Origin of the sequence: Xanthobacter aminoxidans, assembly GCF_023571765.1 — a bacterium.
GTDB classification, from domain to species: domain Bacteria; phylum Pseudomonadota; class Alphaproteobacteria; order Rhizobiales; family Xanthobacteraceae; genus Xanthobacter; species Xanthobacter aminoxidans.
This window is the reverse complement of the sequence record NZ_JAMJXC010000004.1, coordinates 230,158-245,486: the sequence shown is the minus strand read 5'-3', so window position 1 is coordinate 245,486 and position 15,329 is coordinate 230,158. Positions and strand designations below refer to the sequence as shown.

Sequence of the window (15,329 nt, the reverse complement as noted above, 5' to 3'; positions counted from 1 at the left end):
AGAAGAGCGCCGGCGCAGGAGGGACATCATGCTCCATCGCACCGATGCGGCGGCCATCGCCATCTCGCCCGTGCCCGAGCTTCTGGAAGGCAGCGTCGCGGCGCATGGCGCGAAGCCGGCCCTGAGCTTCCTCGGCCGCAAGTGGACCTATGCCGAGGTCGGCGCCACGGTGGACAAGGTGGCGGCAGGGCTTCAGGCCATGGGCGTGCGCAAGGGCACCCATGTGGGCCTGTGCCTGCCCAACACGCCCTATTCCGTCATTTTCTTCTTCGCGGTGATGAAGGCCGGCGGCACGGTGGTGAACTTCAGCCCGCTCTATGTGGAGCGCGAGCTGAGGCACCAGATCCGCGATTCCGGCACGACCATCATGGTGGTCCCCGACCTCAAGCTGATCCACTCCCGCGTCCTCGCGGTGGCCCATGAGTCGGGGCTGAAATCCATCGTCGTCTGCCCCATGTCCGGCATCCTGCCGTTTCCCAAGGGGCTGCTCTTCAACCTGTTCAAGCGCAAGGAGAAGGCGGTCTACAGCACCGGCGACGGGATGCATGTGGACTACGCTTCGCTCCTCAAGCACGGCGACCGCCCCGAACCGGTGAAGGTGGACCCGGCCAAAGACCTCGCGGTGCTGCAATATACCGGCGGCACCACGGGCGTGCCCAAGGGCGCCATGCTCACCCACGCCAACGTCTCGGCCAATGCCCGCCAGCTGGTCCAGCATGCGGAGTGCGAGCGGATCGGGGTGAAAAGGGTGCTGGGCGTGCTGCCCCTGTTCCACGTCTTCGCCATGCAGACGGTGATGCTCATCCCGATTTGCCTCGGTGCCGAGATCATCCTGGTGCCGCGCTTCAACCTCATGTCGCTGCTCGACGACATCGAGCGCGAGAAGCCCACTATGTTCCCCGGCGTGCCGACCATCTACGCCGCCATCAACAATGTGGGGGACATCGAGAAGCGCGACCTCTCCTCCCTCACGCTTTCCATCTCCGGCGGCGCGCCGCTGCCGCTCGATGTGCGCACGCGATTCCAGGAACTCACCGGCTGCCCGCTGGTGGAGGGCTACGGCCTCTCCGAAAGCTCGCCGGTGGTGAGCGCCAACCCGCCGCTCGGTCTCGTCAAGGACGGCTCGGTGGGCACCGCTCTGCCCGAGACGGTGATCGAGATTCGCGACCTCGCCGATTCAGCCCGCATGATGCCGGTGGGCCAGAAAGGCGAGGTGTGCGTGCGCGGTCCGCAGGTCATGGCCGGCTACTGGAATCGCCCGGACGAAACCACCGCCGTCTTCGTGGACGGGGCGCTGCGCACCGGCGATGTCGGCTATCTCGACGAGGACGGCTACCTGTTCCTCGTGGACCGCATCAAGGACGTGATTCTCTGCGGCGGCTACAACGTCTATCCCCGGATGATCGAGGAGGCGCTCTACCTCCATCCGGCGGTGGCCGAGGCGGTGGCCATCGGCATTCCCGACAGCTATCGCGGCCAGGCGCCCAAGGCCTTCGTCACCCTGCGCAAGGACGCGCAGGCGACTCCGGCCGAGCTGATGGACTTCCTCTCCGCCCAGATTTCCAAGATCGAGATGCCCAAGGCCGTCGAGATTCGCGAGAGCCTGCCCAAGAGCGTCGTGGGCAAGCTCTCCAAGAAGGAACTGGTGGAAGAAGAGCGCCAGCGCGCCGCCGGAGGGTAAAATGGGGCGGGCGCCACCCCGCGTCCCGCTGCGGCCGTTGCCGTATTCAGGTGCCCCGTCGCCGGCACGCCGGAGCATGGCGGCGAGAGGGCAGGGCACACCCCCGCGGGGCGCCACCCTTGCCTATCAGCCCCACCTCGTGTATGTGCCCGACCCATTCCGCACGCGGACACAGGCCATATCGGCCATCCGGTGCCTATCGCCATTGGCGAAGGTACGTCCGCGGAGGCTCAACCGGAGAATACCAAAGTGGCTCTTCCCGATTATTCGATGCGTCAGCTCCTCGAAGCTGGCGTGCACTTCGGCCATCAGGCCCACCGTTGGAACCCCAAGATGGCTCCGTACATCTTCGGCGTTCGCAACAACATCCACATTCTCGACCTGTCGCAGACCGTGCCGGCGCTCCACCGCGCCCTGCAGGCCGTGTCCGACACCGTGGCCCAGGGCGGCCGCGTGCTGTTCGTCGGCACCAAGCGCCAGGCGCAGGAGCAGGTGGCGGACGCCGCCCGCCGCTCCGCCCAGTATTATGTGAACTCCCGCTGGCTCGGCGGCATGCTCACCAACTGGAAGACCATCTCCAACTCCATCGCCCGGCTGAAGAAGCTGGAGGAGATGCTGGCCGCCCCCGAGGCGTCTTCCGGCTACACCAAGAAGGAGCGCCTGACGCTCTCCCGTGAAAAGGAGAAGCTGGACAAGGCGCTCGGCGGCATCCGCGACATGGGCGGCCTGCCGGACCTGCTGTTCGTGATCGACACGAACAAGGAAGACATCGCCGTGAAGGAGGCCCAGCGCCTCGGCATCCCGGTGGCGGCCATCCTCGACACCAATTGCGATCCCGACGGCATCGCCTATCCGGTCCCGGGCAACGATGACGCCGGCCGCGCCATCCAGCTCTATTGCGACCTGATCGCCCGCGCCGCCATCGACGGCATCGGCCGCGGTCACAGCGATCTCGGCTACGACGTGGGCGCCGAAGAGGCTCCGCTCGTCGAGGACCTGCCGGTCGAGACCAGCGTGTGGTCGTCCTTCGAGCCCCTGTCGGGTCCGCGCGGCGTTGCCGACGACCTGAAGAAGCTCACCGGCGTGAGCCCCGAGATCGAGCAGAAGCTCAACGATCTCGGCGTGTTCCACTTCGGCCAGATTGCCGGCCTCGACGCCGTCGATGCGCACCGCATCGGCGAGGAAGTGGGTCTGCCCGGCCGCGTGGACGGCTGGATTGCCCAGGCCAAGGAGATGTCTGCCGAGGTCGAGTGACACCCGTCACCGTCCTTGTCGCAGATCTGAAAACGAATCGAGAGTAATGGGGCGCACCGCGCCCCCACGGCCGGCTCGGGCGCACCGTGGCCGGCCGTGGCGCGAGAAGAAGGGATTGAACATGGCTGCGATCACCGCCGGGCTCGTGAAGGAACTGCGCGACAAGACCGGCGCAGGCATGATGGACTGCAAGTCCGCGCTCACCGAGACGAACGGCGACGTCGAGGCTGCCATCGACTGGCTGCGCAAGAAGGGTCTCGCCAAGGCCGCCAAGAAGGCCGGCCGCGTGGCCGCCGAGGGCCTGGTCGCGGTTGAGTCCTCCGGCCACTACGCCGCCGCCGTCGAGGTGAATGCCGAGACCGACTTCGTGGCGCGCAACCCCGACTTCCAGGCGTTCGTGCGTGAGGTGGCCAAGGTCGCCCTCAACACGGACGGCTCCCTGGAGGCCGTTGCCGCCGCCAAGTTCCCGGGCGAGGACGTCACCGTCGCCGACCGCCTCACGGCGCTCATCGCCACCATCGGCGAGAACATGACGCTCCGCCGTTCGGTGAAGCTCACGGTCTCCAAGGGCGTGATTGCATCCTACGTGCACGGCGCCGTGGTCGAGGGCCAGGGCCGCATCGGCGTGCTCGTGGCGCTCGAGTCCGAGGGCGACGTGGAGAAGCTCTCCACCCTCGGCCGGCAGATCGCCATGCACGTGGCGGCCCTCAACCCGCTGGCGCTCGACGCCTCCGGCATCGACGAGGCCACCATCGCCCGCGAGAAGGCCATCCTGCTCGAGAAGCACCAGGGCAAGCCCGCCAACGTGCAGGACAAGATCGCCGAAAGCGGCATGAAGAGCTTCTTCAAGGAGAACACCCTCCTCGACCAGCCCTTCGTGCATGACGGCTCCAAGTCCGTCGCGCAGGTGCTGAAGGAGGCCGAGGGCCAGGTCGGCGCTCCGGTCAAGCTCACCGCGTTCGTGCGCTACGCGCTCGGCGAGGGCATCGAGAAGGAAGAGACCGACTTCGCGGCCGAGGTGGCCGCCGCCGCCGGCCAGTCCTGATCGCAGGCGGGGAGGGGGCTCCCATGACCGCCATCTCCGACGACTCGGACTATCCGGAACCCCCGGCGCCCTTCGCGGCGCCGGGACTGCCTTATCCCCGCATTCTGGTGAAGGTCTCGGGCGAGGCCCTGATGGGGGCCGAGCCCTTCGGCCTGCATCCCCCCACCGTCGCCCGCATCGCCCGTGACCTCGTCGCCGCCCGTGCGGCGGGGTGCGAGGTGGCAGTGGTCGTCGGCGGCGGCAACATCCTGCGCGGCGCGCGGGTGGCGGACGAGAATCTCGATCGCGCCACCGCGGACCACATGGGAATGCTCGCGACCGTCATGAACGGCCTCGCGCTGGAACGGGCCATCGAGGCCGCCGGCGCGCCCGCGCGCACGCTTTCCGCCATCCCCATGCCGACGGTGTGCGAGCCCTACGCCCGCCAGCCGGCCATGCGGCATCTGCGGCGCGGCCGCATCGTGGTGCTGACCGGCGGAACGGGAAATCCCTATTTCACCACCGACACCGGCGCCGTGCTCCGCGCGGCCGAGCTCGATTGCGACGCGGTGCTGAAGGCGACCAATGTGGACGGCGTCTATTCCGCCGATCCCAAGCTCGACCCCTCGGCCACCCGCTACGACCGCATCACCCACGACGAGGCGCTCTCGCGCGACCTCAAGGTGATGGATGCGGCCGCGTTCGCGCTTGCCCGCGAAGCGGCGTTGCCGATAATCGTGTTTTCCATCCGCGAGCCGGGCGCCATCGCCACGGCGGCGATGGGAGTGGGGCGCGTCACGGTCGTCGCGCCCTGATCCGGCGAGACGGATCGCGGCTTGAGTTTTCCGGAAGGACAGGGGGCGCTGTCGACGGATGCAGGCAGAAGGCTGGGGCCCGGGCATCGCCCTGGTCGCGCCGCGTGCGGCATGGCCACTGAATTGCCGTGCCGTCCTGTCATGTCCGGGCAAGCCGCAACCTCGACCAGGGCTCCTCCCGCCGCGCCTTTCCCGCCAGGAACCGCGCGTTCGCATGGAATCAGAAACGTTTCCGTGCGAATGAAGCGTGCCCGCGATCTTGAAGACAGAGGATAGTCATGACCACCGGGACCTTCGACATGGCCGATCTCAAGCGCCGCATGCATGGCGCGGTCGGCGTGCTCAGGGACGAGCTGGGCGGCCTGCGCACCGGCCGTGCCTCGGCCAGCCTTCTCGAGCCGATCACGATCGAGGCCTATGGCGCGCGGATGCCGCTGAACCAGGTTGCCACCGTGTCCGTGCCCGAGGCCCGCATGCTCTCCGTGCAGGTGTGGGACCGCGGCATGGTGAACGCCGTCGAGAAGGCGATCCGCGATTCGAATCTCGGCCTCAATCCGGCGACGGAAGGCCAGGTGCTGCGCCTGCGCATCCCCGAACTCAACCAGGAGCGCCGGCAGGAACTCGTCAAGGTTGCGCACAAGTATGCCGAGGCCGCCCGGGTCGCGGTACGTCATGTGCGTCGCGACGGGATGGACCTGCTGAAGAAGCTGGAAAAGGACAGCGAGATGGGTTCCGATGAACTCGACCGCCTGTCCAAGGACGTCCAGAAGGCGACCGACGAGACCATCGCCGAGATCGATCAGACGCTCGCCCAGAAGGAAAAGGAAATCCTGTCCGTCTGAGCGGGGACAGCGGCGGCGGTTTGAGAGCCAACGCGGTTTGAGGACGAAGGTGTGAGCCCTGAGCAAGCCATGACCCTGCGCGCCGCGAGCGAAGCCGCTGTTCCCGGCCGGACGTCGTCGGCCGCCCCCGTGGCGGCCGGTCAGCCGACGCCCGCCGCGGCGCCCCGGTGCGTCCCGGTGCACGTCGGTGTCATCATGGACGGCAACGGTCGCTGGGCCACGTCCCGCAAGCTGCCGCGTGTGGAAGGGCATCGCCGGGGCGTCGAAGCGCTGCGCCGGTGCGTGCGCGCCGCTCGCGAAATCGGCATCCGCTTCCTCACCATCTACAGCTTCTCCTCGGAGAACTGGTCGCGTCCCGTCACCGAGGTGACGGAGCTGATGCGCCTGCTGAAGTTCTTCCTGCGGCACGATCTCGCCGAGCTCAATTCCGCCAACGTGCGGGTGAAGGTGATCGGCGAGCGGGCGGGCCTTGCCCCCGACATCCGCCAGCTTCTGGACGATGCCGAGGCATTGACCTGCACCAACACCGGGTTGACGCTGGTCGTCGCCTTCAATTACGGCGCGCGGCAGGAGATTGCCTCGGCCGTGGCGCGCATCGCGGCGGATGTGGCGGCCGGGCGGGTGAAGCCCGAGGACGTGGATGTGGAGATGATCTCCCAGCGGCTCGAAACCGCCGGCATCCCTGATCCCGACCTCATCGTGCGCACCTCCGGCGAGCAGCGGCTGTCGAATTTCCTGCTGTGGCAGGCCGCCTATTCGGAATTCGTGTTCCTGCCCATCTACTGGCCTGACTTCGACAAGGCCGCCCTCATCGCGGCCATCGACGAATATGCCCGGCGCGACCGGCGGTTCGGCGGCGTGACGCCTCGCCCCGGACCCTGACCCACGTGCATTTCGGCTCCGATCTCGGACATCGCACCCTTTCCGCCCTCGTGCTCGTGCCGGTGGTGCTCGCCACCGCTTGGTATGGCGGCATCCCCTTCGCTGTGCTGTGGGTGGCGGCCGGCCTCCTCGTTCTCAATGAATGGGCGGTGATCGCGCGCCTCGATCATCGCCCGGTCTATCTCGGCCTTGGCGGCCTCGGCATCGTTGCCGGCGGTGTGCTGGCGGTGATGGCCGAGCCCACCTGGGCCTTCAGCGTCGCCGTGCTGGGGGCTGCAGCCTGCAGCCTCGCCGTGCCGCGGCAGAGCGCGTGGGCCATGCTCGGGGTGCTCGCGGCGGCCAGCGCGGCCCTTCCGGTGGTGGTCTTGCGCGGCACCTCGCCGCTGGGCCTTTCCGCTGTGCTCTATCTGTGCGCCATCGTCTGGGCGACGGACATCTTCGCCTATTTCACCGGCCGTGCGCTGGGTGGCCCGAAGCTGTGGCCGCGGGTTTCGCCGAACAAGACGTGGTCGGGCGCCATCGGCGGAACGCTGCTCGGAACCCTCTGCGGCCTCGCGGTCGCCTACGCCTCCGGCGCGCCGGCCTTGCTGCCGCTCACCGGCCTTTCCCTCCTGCTCAGCATCGTCAGCCAGGCCGGCGACCTCGCGGAATCGGCGGTGAAGCGCCTGTTCGGCGTGAAGGATGCGAGCCGGCTCATTCCCGGCCATGGCGGCCTGCTCGACCGGCTGGACGGCTTCGCCGCCGCCGCACTGGTGGCGGTCGTCGTCGCGGTGCTGCGCAATGCGGGCGATCCGGCGGCCGGTCTGCTTTTGTGGTAGGACGCTCCCCATGAAACGTCTCTCCGTGCTCGGGGCCACGGGCTCCATTGGCCACAGTGTCCGCAAGGTCCTCGCGGATGCGCCGGACCTCTACCGGGTCGAGGCCGTGGCCGGCGGACGCGACGCCGCAGCCCTTGCCGAGACCGCGCGAGCCCTGGACGCCCGCTTCGCGGCGCTGGCGGACCCCTCCGGTGGCGCGGCGCTGAAGGATGCTCTTTCCGGCAGCGGCATCGCGTGCGGCGCCGGCCCCGAGGCGGTACTGGAAGCCGCGCGGCGGGATACCGACGTGGTGGTGAGCGCCATCGTCGGTTGTGCCGGCCTTGCCCCCACGGTCGCCGCGTTCGCGCCCGGCCGGCGCATCGCTCTTGCCAACAAGGAATGCCTCGTCGCCGCCGGCGCATTCTTCATGGCCGAGGCGGCGCGGCTGGAAACCGAAATCCTCCCGGTGGATTCCGAGCACAACGCCATCTTCCAGGCGCTGGCGGCCGGTCCCCACAAGGCGGTGGAGAAGATCACGCTCACGGCCTCCGGCGGTCCCTTCCGCCTCAAGAGCCGGGAGGAGATCGCCCGCGCTTTGCCGCAGGACGCGCTGAAGCATCCCAACTGGAACATGGGCGCCAAGGTCACCATCGATTCCGCGACGCTCATGAACAAGGGGCTGGAGCTGATCGAGGCCCAGCACCTGTTCTCCGTCACCGCTGACCAGCTCGACGCGGTGGTGCATGCTGAGTCGGTGGTGCACGGCCTCGTCTCCTTCATCGACGGATCGGTGACCGCAGGGCTGGCACTGCCCGACATGTGCGTGCCCATCGCCCATTGCCTCGCCTATCCCGAGCGGGTGGCCACCTCCTGCCGCAAGCTCGACCTCGTGGCCCTCGGCCGCCTCAGCTTCGAAGCGCCGGACGTCAGCCGATTCCCGGCGCTCGCTCTTGCCCGCGCGGTGCTGAAGCAGGGCGGCATGGCCGCCACCGTCCTCAATGCGGCGAACGAGATCGCCGTTGCGGCCTATCTGGACGGGCGGATCGGCTTTTACGGCATAACCGATATCGTCGGAGCGACCCTCGACCGCATCAATGGTGGTCCGGCACCTTCGAGCATCGCCGATGCGCTGGAGGCAGACCAGCTTGCGCGCCGCACAGCCTCCGGACTCCTGCCCAAGTTTGCCGCAAAGGCGTCCTAAGAGCGGTCTTCGGCCGCGCGGGGCCGGTGTCCCGAGGCTGGCGAGCGCGGGATAAGTGTGTAGGGTTAGCCCGCCTGCGGGCGCCCGGGAGAAGAGGAACGATGATGGACGTGATTTCCGGTCTCGGTGCGAACCTTGGCACGCTGTCCTCCACTCTTCTTGGTTACGTCATCCCTTTCCTGTTCGTCCTGACGCTGGTGGTGTTCTTCCACGAGCTCGGCCATTTCTGGGTGGCGCGCCGCGCCGGCGTCCGGGTGGTCACCTTCTCGCTGGGCTTCGGACCGGAGATCGTCGGCTTCAACGACCGGCACGGCACCCGCTGGCGCATCGCCGCGGTGCCCCTCGGCGGCTATGTGCGTTTCTTCGGCGATGAAGACGCTGCGTCCACGCCCGATGCCGCGCGCCTCTCCCAGATGACCGCCGCCGAGCGCAACGAAAGCTTCTTCTACAAGCCGGTCGCCTGGCGCGCGGCCATCGTCGCCGCCGGCCCCGTCGCCAATTTCCTGCTGGCGATCGCGATCTTCGCCATCGTCTTCATGGTGTTCGGCAAGCAGGTGACGGCACCGCGCGTGGACCAGATCAACCCCGGCAGCGCCGCGGAAATGGCCGGGTTCAAGCCCGGCGATCTCGTTCTGGAGATCGACGGCGCCAAGGTGGACAGCTTCTCCGACATGCAGCGCATCGTCGGCTCTCACGCCGGCCAGCCGCTCGCCTTCACCGTCGAGCGCGGCGATCGGCAGGTCACGCTGACGGCCACGCCCGAGCTGAAGGAGGTCAAGGACCCCTTCGGCAACAGTCATCGCACCGGCCTTTTGGGAATCTCGCGCTCGCTGGCGGCGGGTGACGTGACGACTCAGCGTTTCGGCCCGGTCGAGGCCGTCGGCATGGGCGTGCAGGAAACCTGGTTCGTGGTGGCCCGCACCTTCGACTACCTCGGCGGCCTCGTGGCCGGGCGCGAGTCGGCCGATCAGCTCGGCGGACCCATCCGCATCGCCCAGGTCTCCGGGCAGGTCGCGACATTTGGTATCGGGGCACTCCTTTCCCTGGCGGCGGTGCTGTCTGTGTCTATCGGATTGCTTAACCTCTTTCCCATCCCGCTGTTGGATGGCGGACACCTTCTGTTCTACGCTTTCGAGGCGATCCGTGGCCGCCCGCTGAGTGCGCGGACGCAGGACATCGGCTTCCGTATCGGCCTTGCGCTGGTGCTCATGCTGATGATCTTCGCCACCTGGAACGACGTGCTGCATATTGCTGCAATGTAAGGGATTTTGATTTGTCGCACCGGGGTCGTGGCGAGCGCGCAACGGTCCCCGGAAAAGGGCAGTCTTCAGCCGCGGCTTGGTTTGCACCTGCGGTAAAAGCCTGTACAAGCGGCAACGCAGGGTGAGAATCCGTCCCTGTGCCCGGTGCGTTTGTCCGGGGAAGGCGGCGGGTTCGAGAACAACGAAATTTCAAGGTTGCGCACCATATGACTGCTAAGCTCCGGGTCCTGAGAAATCTGGCCGCCGCCTTTGGTCTCGCCGCCTGCGTTGCGGCGGGTTCGGTGGCCGGTTCTCTCGTCGTGGCGTCCCCCGCCGCAGCCCAGTCCAGCTCCATCGTGGTTGAGGGCAACCGCCGTGTGGATGCGGATACCATCCGCTCCTATTTCGGCTCCGGTCCCTATACGGCCGCCAAGATCGACGAGGCCTGGAAGGCGCTCTACGCCACGGGCCTGTTCTCCGACGTGCAGATCAATCAGTCCGGTGGCCGCATCGTGGTGCGGGTGGCCGAGAACGAGGTGATCAACCGCGTCGTCTTCGAGGGCAACAAGAAGATCAAGGACGAGGTGCTGGAGGGCGAGGTTCAGTCCAAGCCCCGTGGGCCGTTCAACAAGTCGGTCGTTCAGGCTGACACCCAGCGCATCATCGAGATCTATCGCCGGTCGGGCCGCAGCGACGTGCGCGTGAACCCGGTCACCATCGACCGCGGCAACGGCCGCGTCGATCTGGTCTTCGAGATCAAGGAAGGCGACAAGACCGGCATCAAGGACATCAAGTTCGTCGGCAACAAGGCCTTCTCGGACTGGAAGCTGAAGGACGTCATCTCCACGACCCAGACCAACTGGCTGTCGTTCCTGAAGTCCACCGACGCCTATGATCCGGACCGGGTGAACTCGGACCAGGAGTTGCTGCGCCGCTTCTACCTGAAGAACGGCTATGCCGACTTCCGCATCATCGGCGCGACCGCCGAGCTCGATCCCGCCGGCGGCGGCTATGTCCTCACGTTCACGTTGGAGGAGGGCGACCAGTACCGCTTCGGTAAGGTCGACGTGATCTCCAACATCCGCGATCTCTCCGCGGACTCCCTGAAGCGCGTGGTGCGTGCGCAGGATGGCCAGATCTACAACGCCGAACTGGTCGAGAAGTCGGTCGAGAACCTGACCATTGAGGCGTCCAAGTCTGGCTACGCCTTCGCCCAGGTGCGTCCGCGCGGCGATCGCGACTTCCAGGCCAAGCTCATCAACGTCGCGTTCGTGCTTGAGGAAGGCCCGCGGGTCTACATCGAGCGCATCGAGATCCGCGGCAACACCCGCACCCGCGATTACGTCATCCGTCGCGAGTTCGATATCGGCGAGGGCGACGCCTACAACCGCGTGCTGGTCGATCGGGCCGAGCGCCGGCTGCGCAACCTCGGCTACTTCAAGAACGTGAAGATCACCACCGAGCCCGGCTCCGCGCCGGATCGTGTGATCCTCGCGGTGGACGTGGAAGACCAGCCCACGGGCGAGTTCTCCATCTCCGGCGGCTACTCGACTGCGGACGGCATCATCGGCGAGGTCTCGCTGGGCGAGAAGAACTTCCTCGGCCGCGGCCAGTACGTGAAGGTCTCCGGCACGCTGGGCCAGTACTCGCAGGGTGCGGAATTCTCCTTCACCGAGCCCTACTTCCTCGGCTATCGCCTCGCGGCCGGTTTCGACCTCTACTGGAAGAACACCGAGACCACGAGCTACACGCCTTACGGCACCAACATGGTCGGTGGCGGCCTGCGCTTCGGCCTGCCCATCACTGACGAGATCACGCTGGCCCTGCGCTACAACCTCTATCAGCGCTCGATCAACCTCTGCAGCAACTACGGCGATGTCGGCACGCTGCCCTACAGCTACTGCGCCACGTCCATCTCCTGGGCCATTCGTGATGCAGCTGCTCAGGGTGCGACCATCACCTCGGCGCTGGGCTACACGCTGTCGTTCAATTCGCTCGACAACAACCAGAGCCCGACCCAGGGCATCTACGCCGAGCTGAAGCAGGACCTGGCGGGCGTGGGCGGCGACGTGAACTTCATCCGCACCACGGGTGACTTCCGGCACTACACCCCGCTGCCGTACGACAGCGTGCTCATCCTGCGCGCACAGGCTGGCTATGTCTCGTCCTGGGGCAATCAGGACCTGGACGTGCTGGACAACTTCTACATGGGTCCGAACCTCGTCCGCGGTTTCGCGCCGTCCGGTATCGGCCCCCGCGATATCGCGCCCTGCGCGGCATCGAACGCCGGCACGCCGCTCTCCTACAATTGCTACAACAACCAGCTGAACGCGCTTGGCGGCACGACCTACTGGGGTGTCTCCGCGGAAATCCAGTTCCCCTTCGCCTTCCTTCCCAAGGATATCGGCATGAAGGGCGCGATCTTCGCGGACGCTGGCTCGCTGTTCGACTACGGCGGCCCGACGAAGTTCCCCGGCGTGTACAACTGGGACGGCAGCAACTTCTACGGCAAGCCGAACCTGGTGAACTGCCCGAGCATTGGCAAGACTTGGGGCTACAACAACGTCTGCGTCTATGACGACGACGCGATCCGCTCCTCGGTCGGTGTCAGCTTGATCTGGCAGTCGCCCTTCGGTCCGCTGCGCTTCGATTATGCCTGGGTGCTCTCGCAGGCCCAGTTCGACCAGACCCAGGCGTTCCGCTTCTCCGGCGGTACCCGCTTCTGATCTGGCTCTACGGAAGAGCTGCGGCGGCTTTCGCTTCCGAAGCTCCAACGGGATGAGACCTCTTCCCTGCCTCTCCGGTGCGTTGCATCGGGGAGGCAGTGTCGTTATGGGAGAGGCGCATTTCCACCACGCGAGCAAGCTCCTGCAGCACCGCCTCTCCTGCGAGACCTTCCGCCGCGCGCTGTCTTCCGCGTCACGGTGCCGTGGTCGTCGTTCCGCCTTGCTGATCCCGCGCCAGCCAACCCCACGATCATCCGTAAGGGCGAATGCCGCACCGCCGGGTGATGCCGGCAGCTGGGCGCCTTCCCGATGGAATGTCTTGCTCAAAGCTGCCCCCGCTGCGGTTGAGGCCGACCTGCGGCTGGGATTTGCGCGTGCTTGGGGCTTGCCCGGAGGCCTCCTTGGCGCGTACGTGAAACCTCCTGTTCCGTCCTCCGGCGTCTGGGCGTATCCGTCATGAGTCACGACCTCTTCTTCCCGCTTCCGGAGCCGCTGACCCTCGCGGAAGTGGCAACCCTCTCGGGAGCGCGGCTTGCCGCTTCGAGCCCCGCGGAGGAGGCTGAGCTTGGTGCCCGGCGCATCAGCGGCCTCGGCACGCTGGAAACCGCCGGCCCCGACGAACTCGCCTTCTGCGATTCCTTCCTGTTCGCGGAGAAGCTCGGCAGCGTGCGCGCCGGCGCGCTCATCACCTCCGATCGCTTTGCCCCCAAGGCTCCGGCCGGCCTGCCCCTGCTGATTGCCCCGCGTCCGGCTGCCGCCTTCCTTGCCGTGTCGCGGCGCATGTTTCCGGCCGCGCTCCGCCCGCTGCCGATCTTCGGCCATGAGGGTGTCGCGCCCGGCGCTCAGGTCCATCCGAAGGCGCGGCTGGAGGATGGGGTGACGGTCGATCCGGGCGCCGTCATCGGCCCCGCCGCCGAGATCGGCGCGGGCACTGTCATCTGCGCCGGTGCCATTGTCGGTCCGAACGTGCGCATCGGCCGCAACTGCGCCATCGGGCCCGGTGCAAGCGTGATCCACGCTTATCTGGGCAACGGCGTCATCATCCATGCCGGCGCGCGCATCGGCTCCGACGGCTTCGGCTACCAGCCGAGCCCTGCTGGCCATGTGAAGGTGCCCCAGCTCGGCCGGGTTGTGGTCCAGGACAATGCCGAGATCGGCGCCAACACCACCATCGATCGCGGCGCCATCACCGACACGGTGATCGGCGAGGGCACCAAGATCGACAATCTGGTGCAGATTGCCCACAACGTGGTGATCGGCCGCCATTGCATCGTGGTGTCCCAGACCGGCATCTCGGGCTCCACCACGCTCGGTGATTTCGTGATGCTCGGCGGGCAGGTGGGGGTGGTCGGCCATGTCACCATCGGCACCGGCGCGCAGATCGCTGCTTCCAGCAACGTGAAGGGCGACGTGCCCCCCGGCGTGCGCTGGGGCGGTTCGCCGGCTAAGCCTGTGCGTGAGTGGTTCCGCGAGGTGGCGACGCTCAGGCGCATCGCCGCCGCCGGCGCCCGCCGGGGCAAGGACGACGAGGAAGGGGAAGGACCGCAGGAATGAACGACACCACGCGCGCAGCCGGCGAAGCCGGCGCGGCCCAGGCCGAAGCCCCCAAGGTGCTCGGCAGCGCGGACATCCAGAGGGTGCTCGCCTGCCTGCCGCACCGCTATCCCATCCTGATGGTGGATCGCGTGGAGCAGATCGACGGCGATCTCTCCTGCATCGGCGTCAAGAACGTCACCGCCAACGAGCCGCACTTCCTCGGCCACTTCCCGGGCAATCCGGTGATGCCGGGTGTGCTCATCATCGAGGGCATGGCGCAGACCGCGGGCGTCGTCTGCGTGCTGGGCAAGGAAAACAAGGAGAAGCCCTCGCTGGTCTATTTCATGACCATCGACGAGGCGAAGTTCCGCCGGCCCGTGGTGCCGGGAGATGTGCTCGAATACCACATGACCCGCATCAGCCGCCGCCGCAACATGTGGTGGTACCGAGGCGAGGCCAAGGTGCGCGGCGAGCTGGTGGCCGAGGCCAAAGTCGGCGCGATGATCGTGGAGAACAGCTAGTGGCGAAGATCGATCCCACCGCCCGGGTGGAGAACCCGGCGGGGCTCGCGGATGATGTCGAGATCGGTCCCTATGCCATCCTCGGTCCCGATGTGGTGCTCGAAGCGGGCGTGAAGCTGCACGCCCATGTGGTCATCCAGGGCGTCACCACCATCGGTGCGCGCACCCAGGTCTTCCCCTTCGCCTCTCTGGGGTCCGCGCCCCAGTCGGTGCATTACAAGGGCGAGCCGACGAAGCTCGTCATCGGCACGGATTGCATGCTTCGCGAGCACGCGACCGCCAGCACGGGCACGGTGAGCGGCGGCGGCATCACGCGCATCGGCAATGGCGTGATGATGATGACGGGCTCCCATGTGGGCCACGACTGCACGGTGGGCAACGGCGTCATTTTCGCCAACAATGCCGTGCTCGGCGGCCATGTGAGCGTCGGTGACTTCACCTTCCTCGGCGGCCAGTGCGCGGTGCACCAGTTCACCCGCATCGGCGCCCAGTGCATGATTTCCGGCCTCACCGGCGTGCGCGAGGACGTGATCCCCTTCGCCAACGTGCTCGGGCAGGCCGGCAAGCTGGTCGGCCTCAACGTGGTGGGCATGAAGCGGCGCGGCTTCACCAAGTCCGACCTGCATGCGGCCCGTGCGGTCTATCGCGACCTCTTCTTTGGCGAGGGCACGTTCGACCAGCGCCTCGATAAGGTGCGGCAGATGGTCGGGGAATCGGCGTTCGCGGCGGCCGTGGTGGCCTTCATCGATGCCGACCGCAAGCGCCCGATCTGCCATCCCGCGCGGGGCGTCATCAAGGAGGATTGAGCC

General features: G+C 67.2%; 13 protein-coding genes. All 13 read left to right on the top strand.

The window, feature by feature from the left end; all coding sequences use genetic code 11:
* Window positions 1-28 precede the first annotated feature (28 nt).
* The 13 genes from EJ105_RS08985 (at window position 29) to lpxA (ending at window position 15,326) form a co-directional block, all read left to right on the top strand.
* Window positions 29-1,681, top strand: coding sequence for a long-chain-fatty-acid--CoA ligase (locus EJ105_RS08985; protein WP_250166043.1), 1,653 nt, complete (start codon window positions 29-31; stop codon window positions 1,679-1,681).
* Window positions 1,682-1,930: 249 nt separating this feature from the next.
* The gene (locus EJ105_RS08980; protein ID WP_038193451.1) at window positions 1,931-2,935 is read left to right on the top strand and encodes a 30S ribosomal protein S2; all 1,005 of its coding nucleotides are present in this window, start codon (window positions 1,931-1,933) and stop codon (window positions 2,933-2,935) included.
* A 121-nt stretch (window positions 2,936-3,056) separates the two neighbouring features.
* Entirely contained in the window at window positions 3,057-3,980 is a 924-nt protein-coding gene (tsf, locus tag EJ105_RS08975; RefSeq protein ID WP_024279302.1) for a translation elongation factor Ts, read from the top strand.
* 23 nt (window positions 3,981-4,003) lie between these two features.
* On the top strand, window positions 4,004-4,774 hold the full coding sequence (gene pyrH, locus EJ105_RS08970) for a UMP kinase (RefSeq protein WP_284145363.1): 771 nt from the start codon (window positions 4,004-4,006) through the stop codon (window positions 4,772-4,774).
* Between the two features lie 278 nt (window positions 4,775-5,052).
* Window positions 5,053-5,616 carry a ribosome recycling factor gene (gene frr, locus EJ105_RS08965; RefSeq protein WP_024279300.1) on the top strand — a complete coding sequence of 188 codons (564 nt, stop codon included), beginning with the start codon at window positions 5,053-5,055 and terminating at the stop codon, window positions 5,614-5,616.
* 69 nt (window positions 5,617-5,685) lie between these two features.
* On the top strand, window positions 5,686-6,498 hold the full coding sequence (locus tag EJ105_RS08960) for an isoprenyl transferase (protein ID WP_250166042.1): 813 nt from the start codon (window positions 5,686-5,688) through the stop codon (window positions 6,496-6,498).
* A 5-nt stretch (window positions 6,499-6,503) separates the two neighbouring features.
* Window positions 6,504-7,316 carry a phosphatidate cytidylyltransferase gene (locus tag EJ105_RS08955; protein WP_250166041.1) on the top strand — a complete coding sequence of 271 codons (813 nt, stop codon included), beginning with the start codon at window positions 6,504-6,506 and terminating at the stop codon, window positions 7,314-7,316.
* A 10-nt stretch (window positions 7,317-7,326) separates the two neighbouring features.
* Window positions 7,327-8,496, top strand: coding sequence for a 1-deoxy-D-xylulose-5-phosphate reductoisomerase (dxr, locus tag EJ105_RS08950; protein WP_250166040.1), 1,170 nt, complete (start codon window positions 7,327-7,329; stop codon window positions 8,494-8,496).
* A gap of 104 nt (window positions 8,497-8,600) precedes the next feature.
* Window positions 8,601-9,758: an RIP metalloprotease RseP gene (gene rseP, locus EJ105_RS08945; RefSeq protein ID WP_250166154.1), complete on the top strand. Its 1,158-nt coding sequence runs from the start codon at window positions 8,601-8,603 to the stop codon at window positions 9,756-9,758.
* A gap of 206 nt (window positions 9,759-9,964) precedes the next feature.
* Complete coding sequence (gene bamA / locus EJ105_RS08940; protein WP_029558282.1) at window positions 9,965-12,463, top strand: outer membrane protein assembly factor BamA; 2,499 nt, start codon at window positions 9,965-9,967, stop codon at window positions 12,461-12,463.
* A gap of 456 nt (window positions 12,464-12,919) precedes the next feature.
* Window positions 12,920-14,017: a UDP-3-O-(3-hydroxymyristoyl)glucosamine N-acyltransferase gene (gene lpxD / locus EJ105_RS08935; protein WP_250166039.1), complete on the top strand. Its 1,098-nt coding sequence runs from the start codon at window positions 12,920-12,922 to the stop codon at window positions 14,015-14,017.
* Complete coding sequence (gene fabZ / locus EJ105_RS08930; protein WP_051679217.1) at window positions 14,014-14,520, top strand: 3-hydroxyacyl-ACP dehydratase FabZ; 507 nt, start codon at window positions 14,014-14,016, stop codon at window positions 14,518-14,520. The genes lpxD and fabZ overlap by 4 nt, the downstream gene beginning before the upstream one ends.
* Window positions 14,520-15,326 carry an acyl-ACP--UDP-N-acetylglucosamine O-acyltransferase gene (gene lpxA / locus EJ105_RS08925; RefSeq protein ID WP_250166038.1) on the top strand — a complete coding sequence of 269 codons (807 nt, stop codon included), beginning with the start codon at window positions 14,520-14,522 and terminating at the stop codon, window positions 15,324-15,326. Before fabZ ends, lpxA begins: the two co-directional genes overlap by 1 nt.
* Window positions 15,327-15,329: the final 3 nt, after the last annotated feature.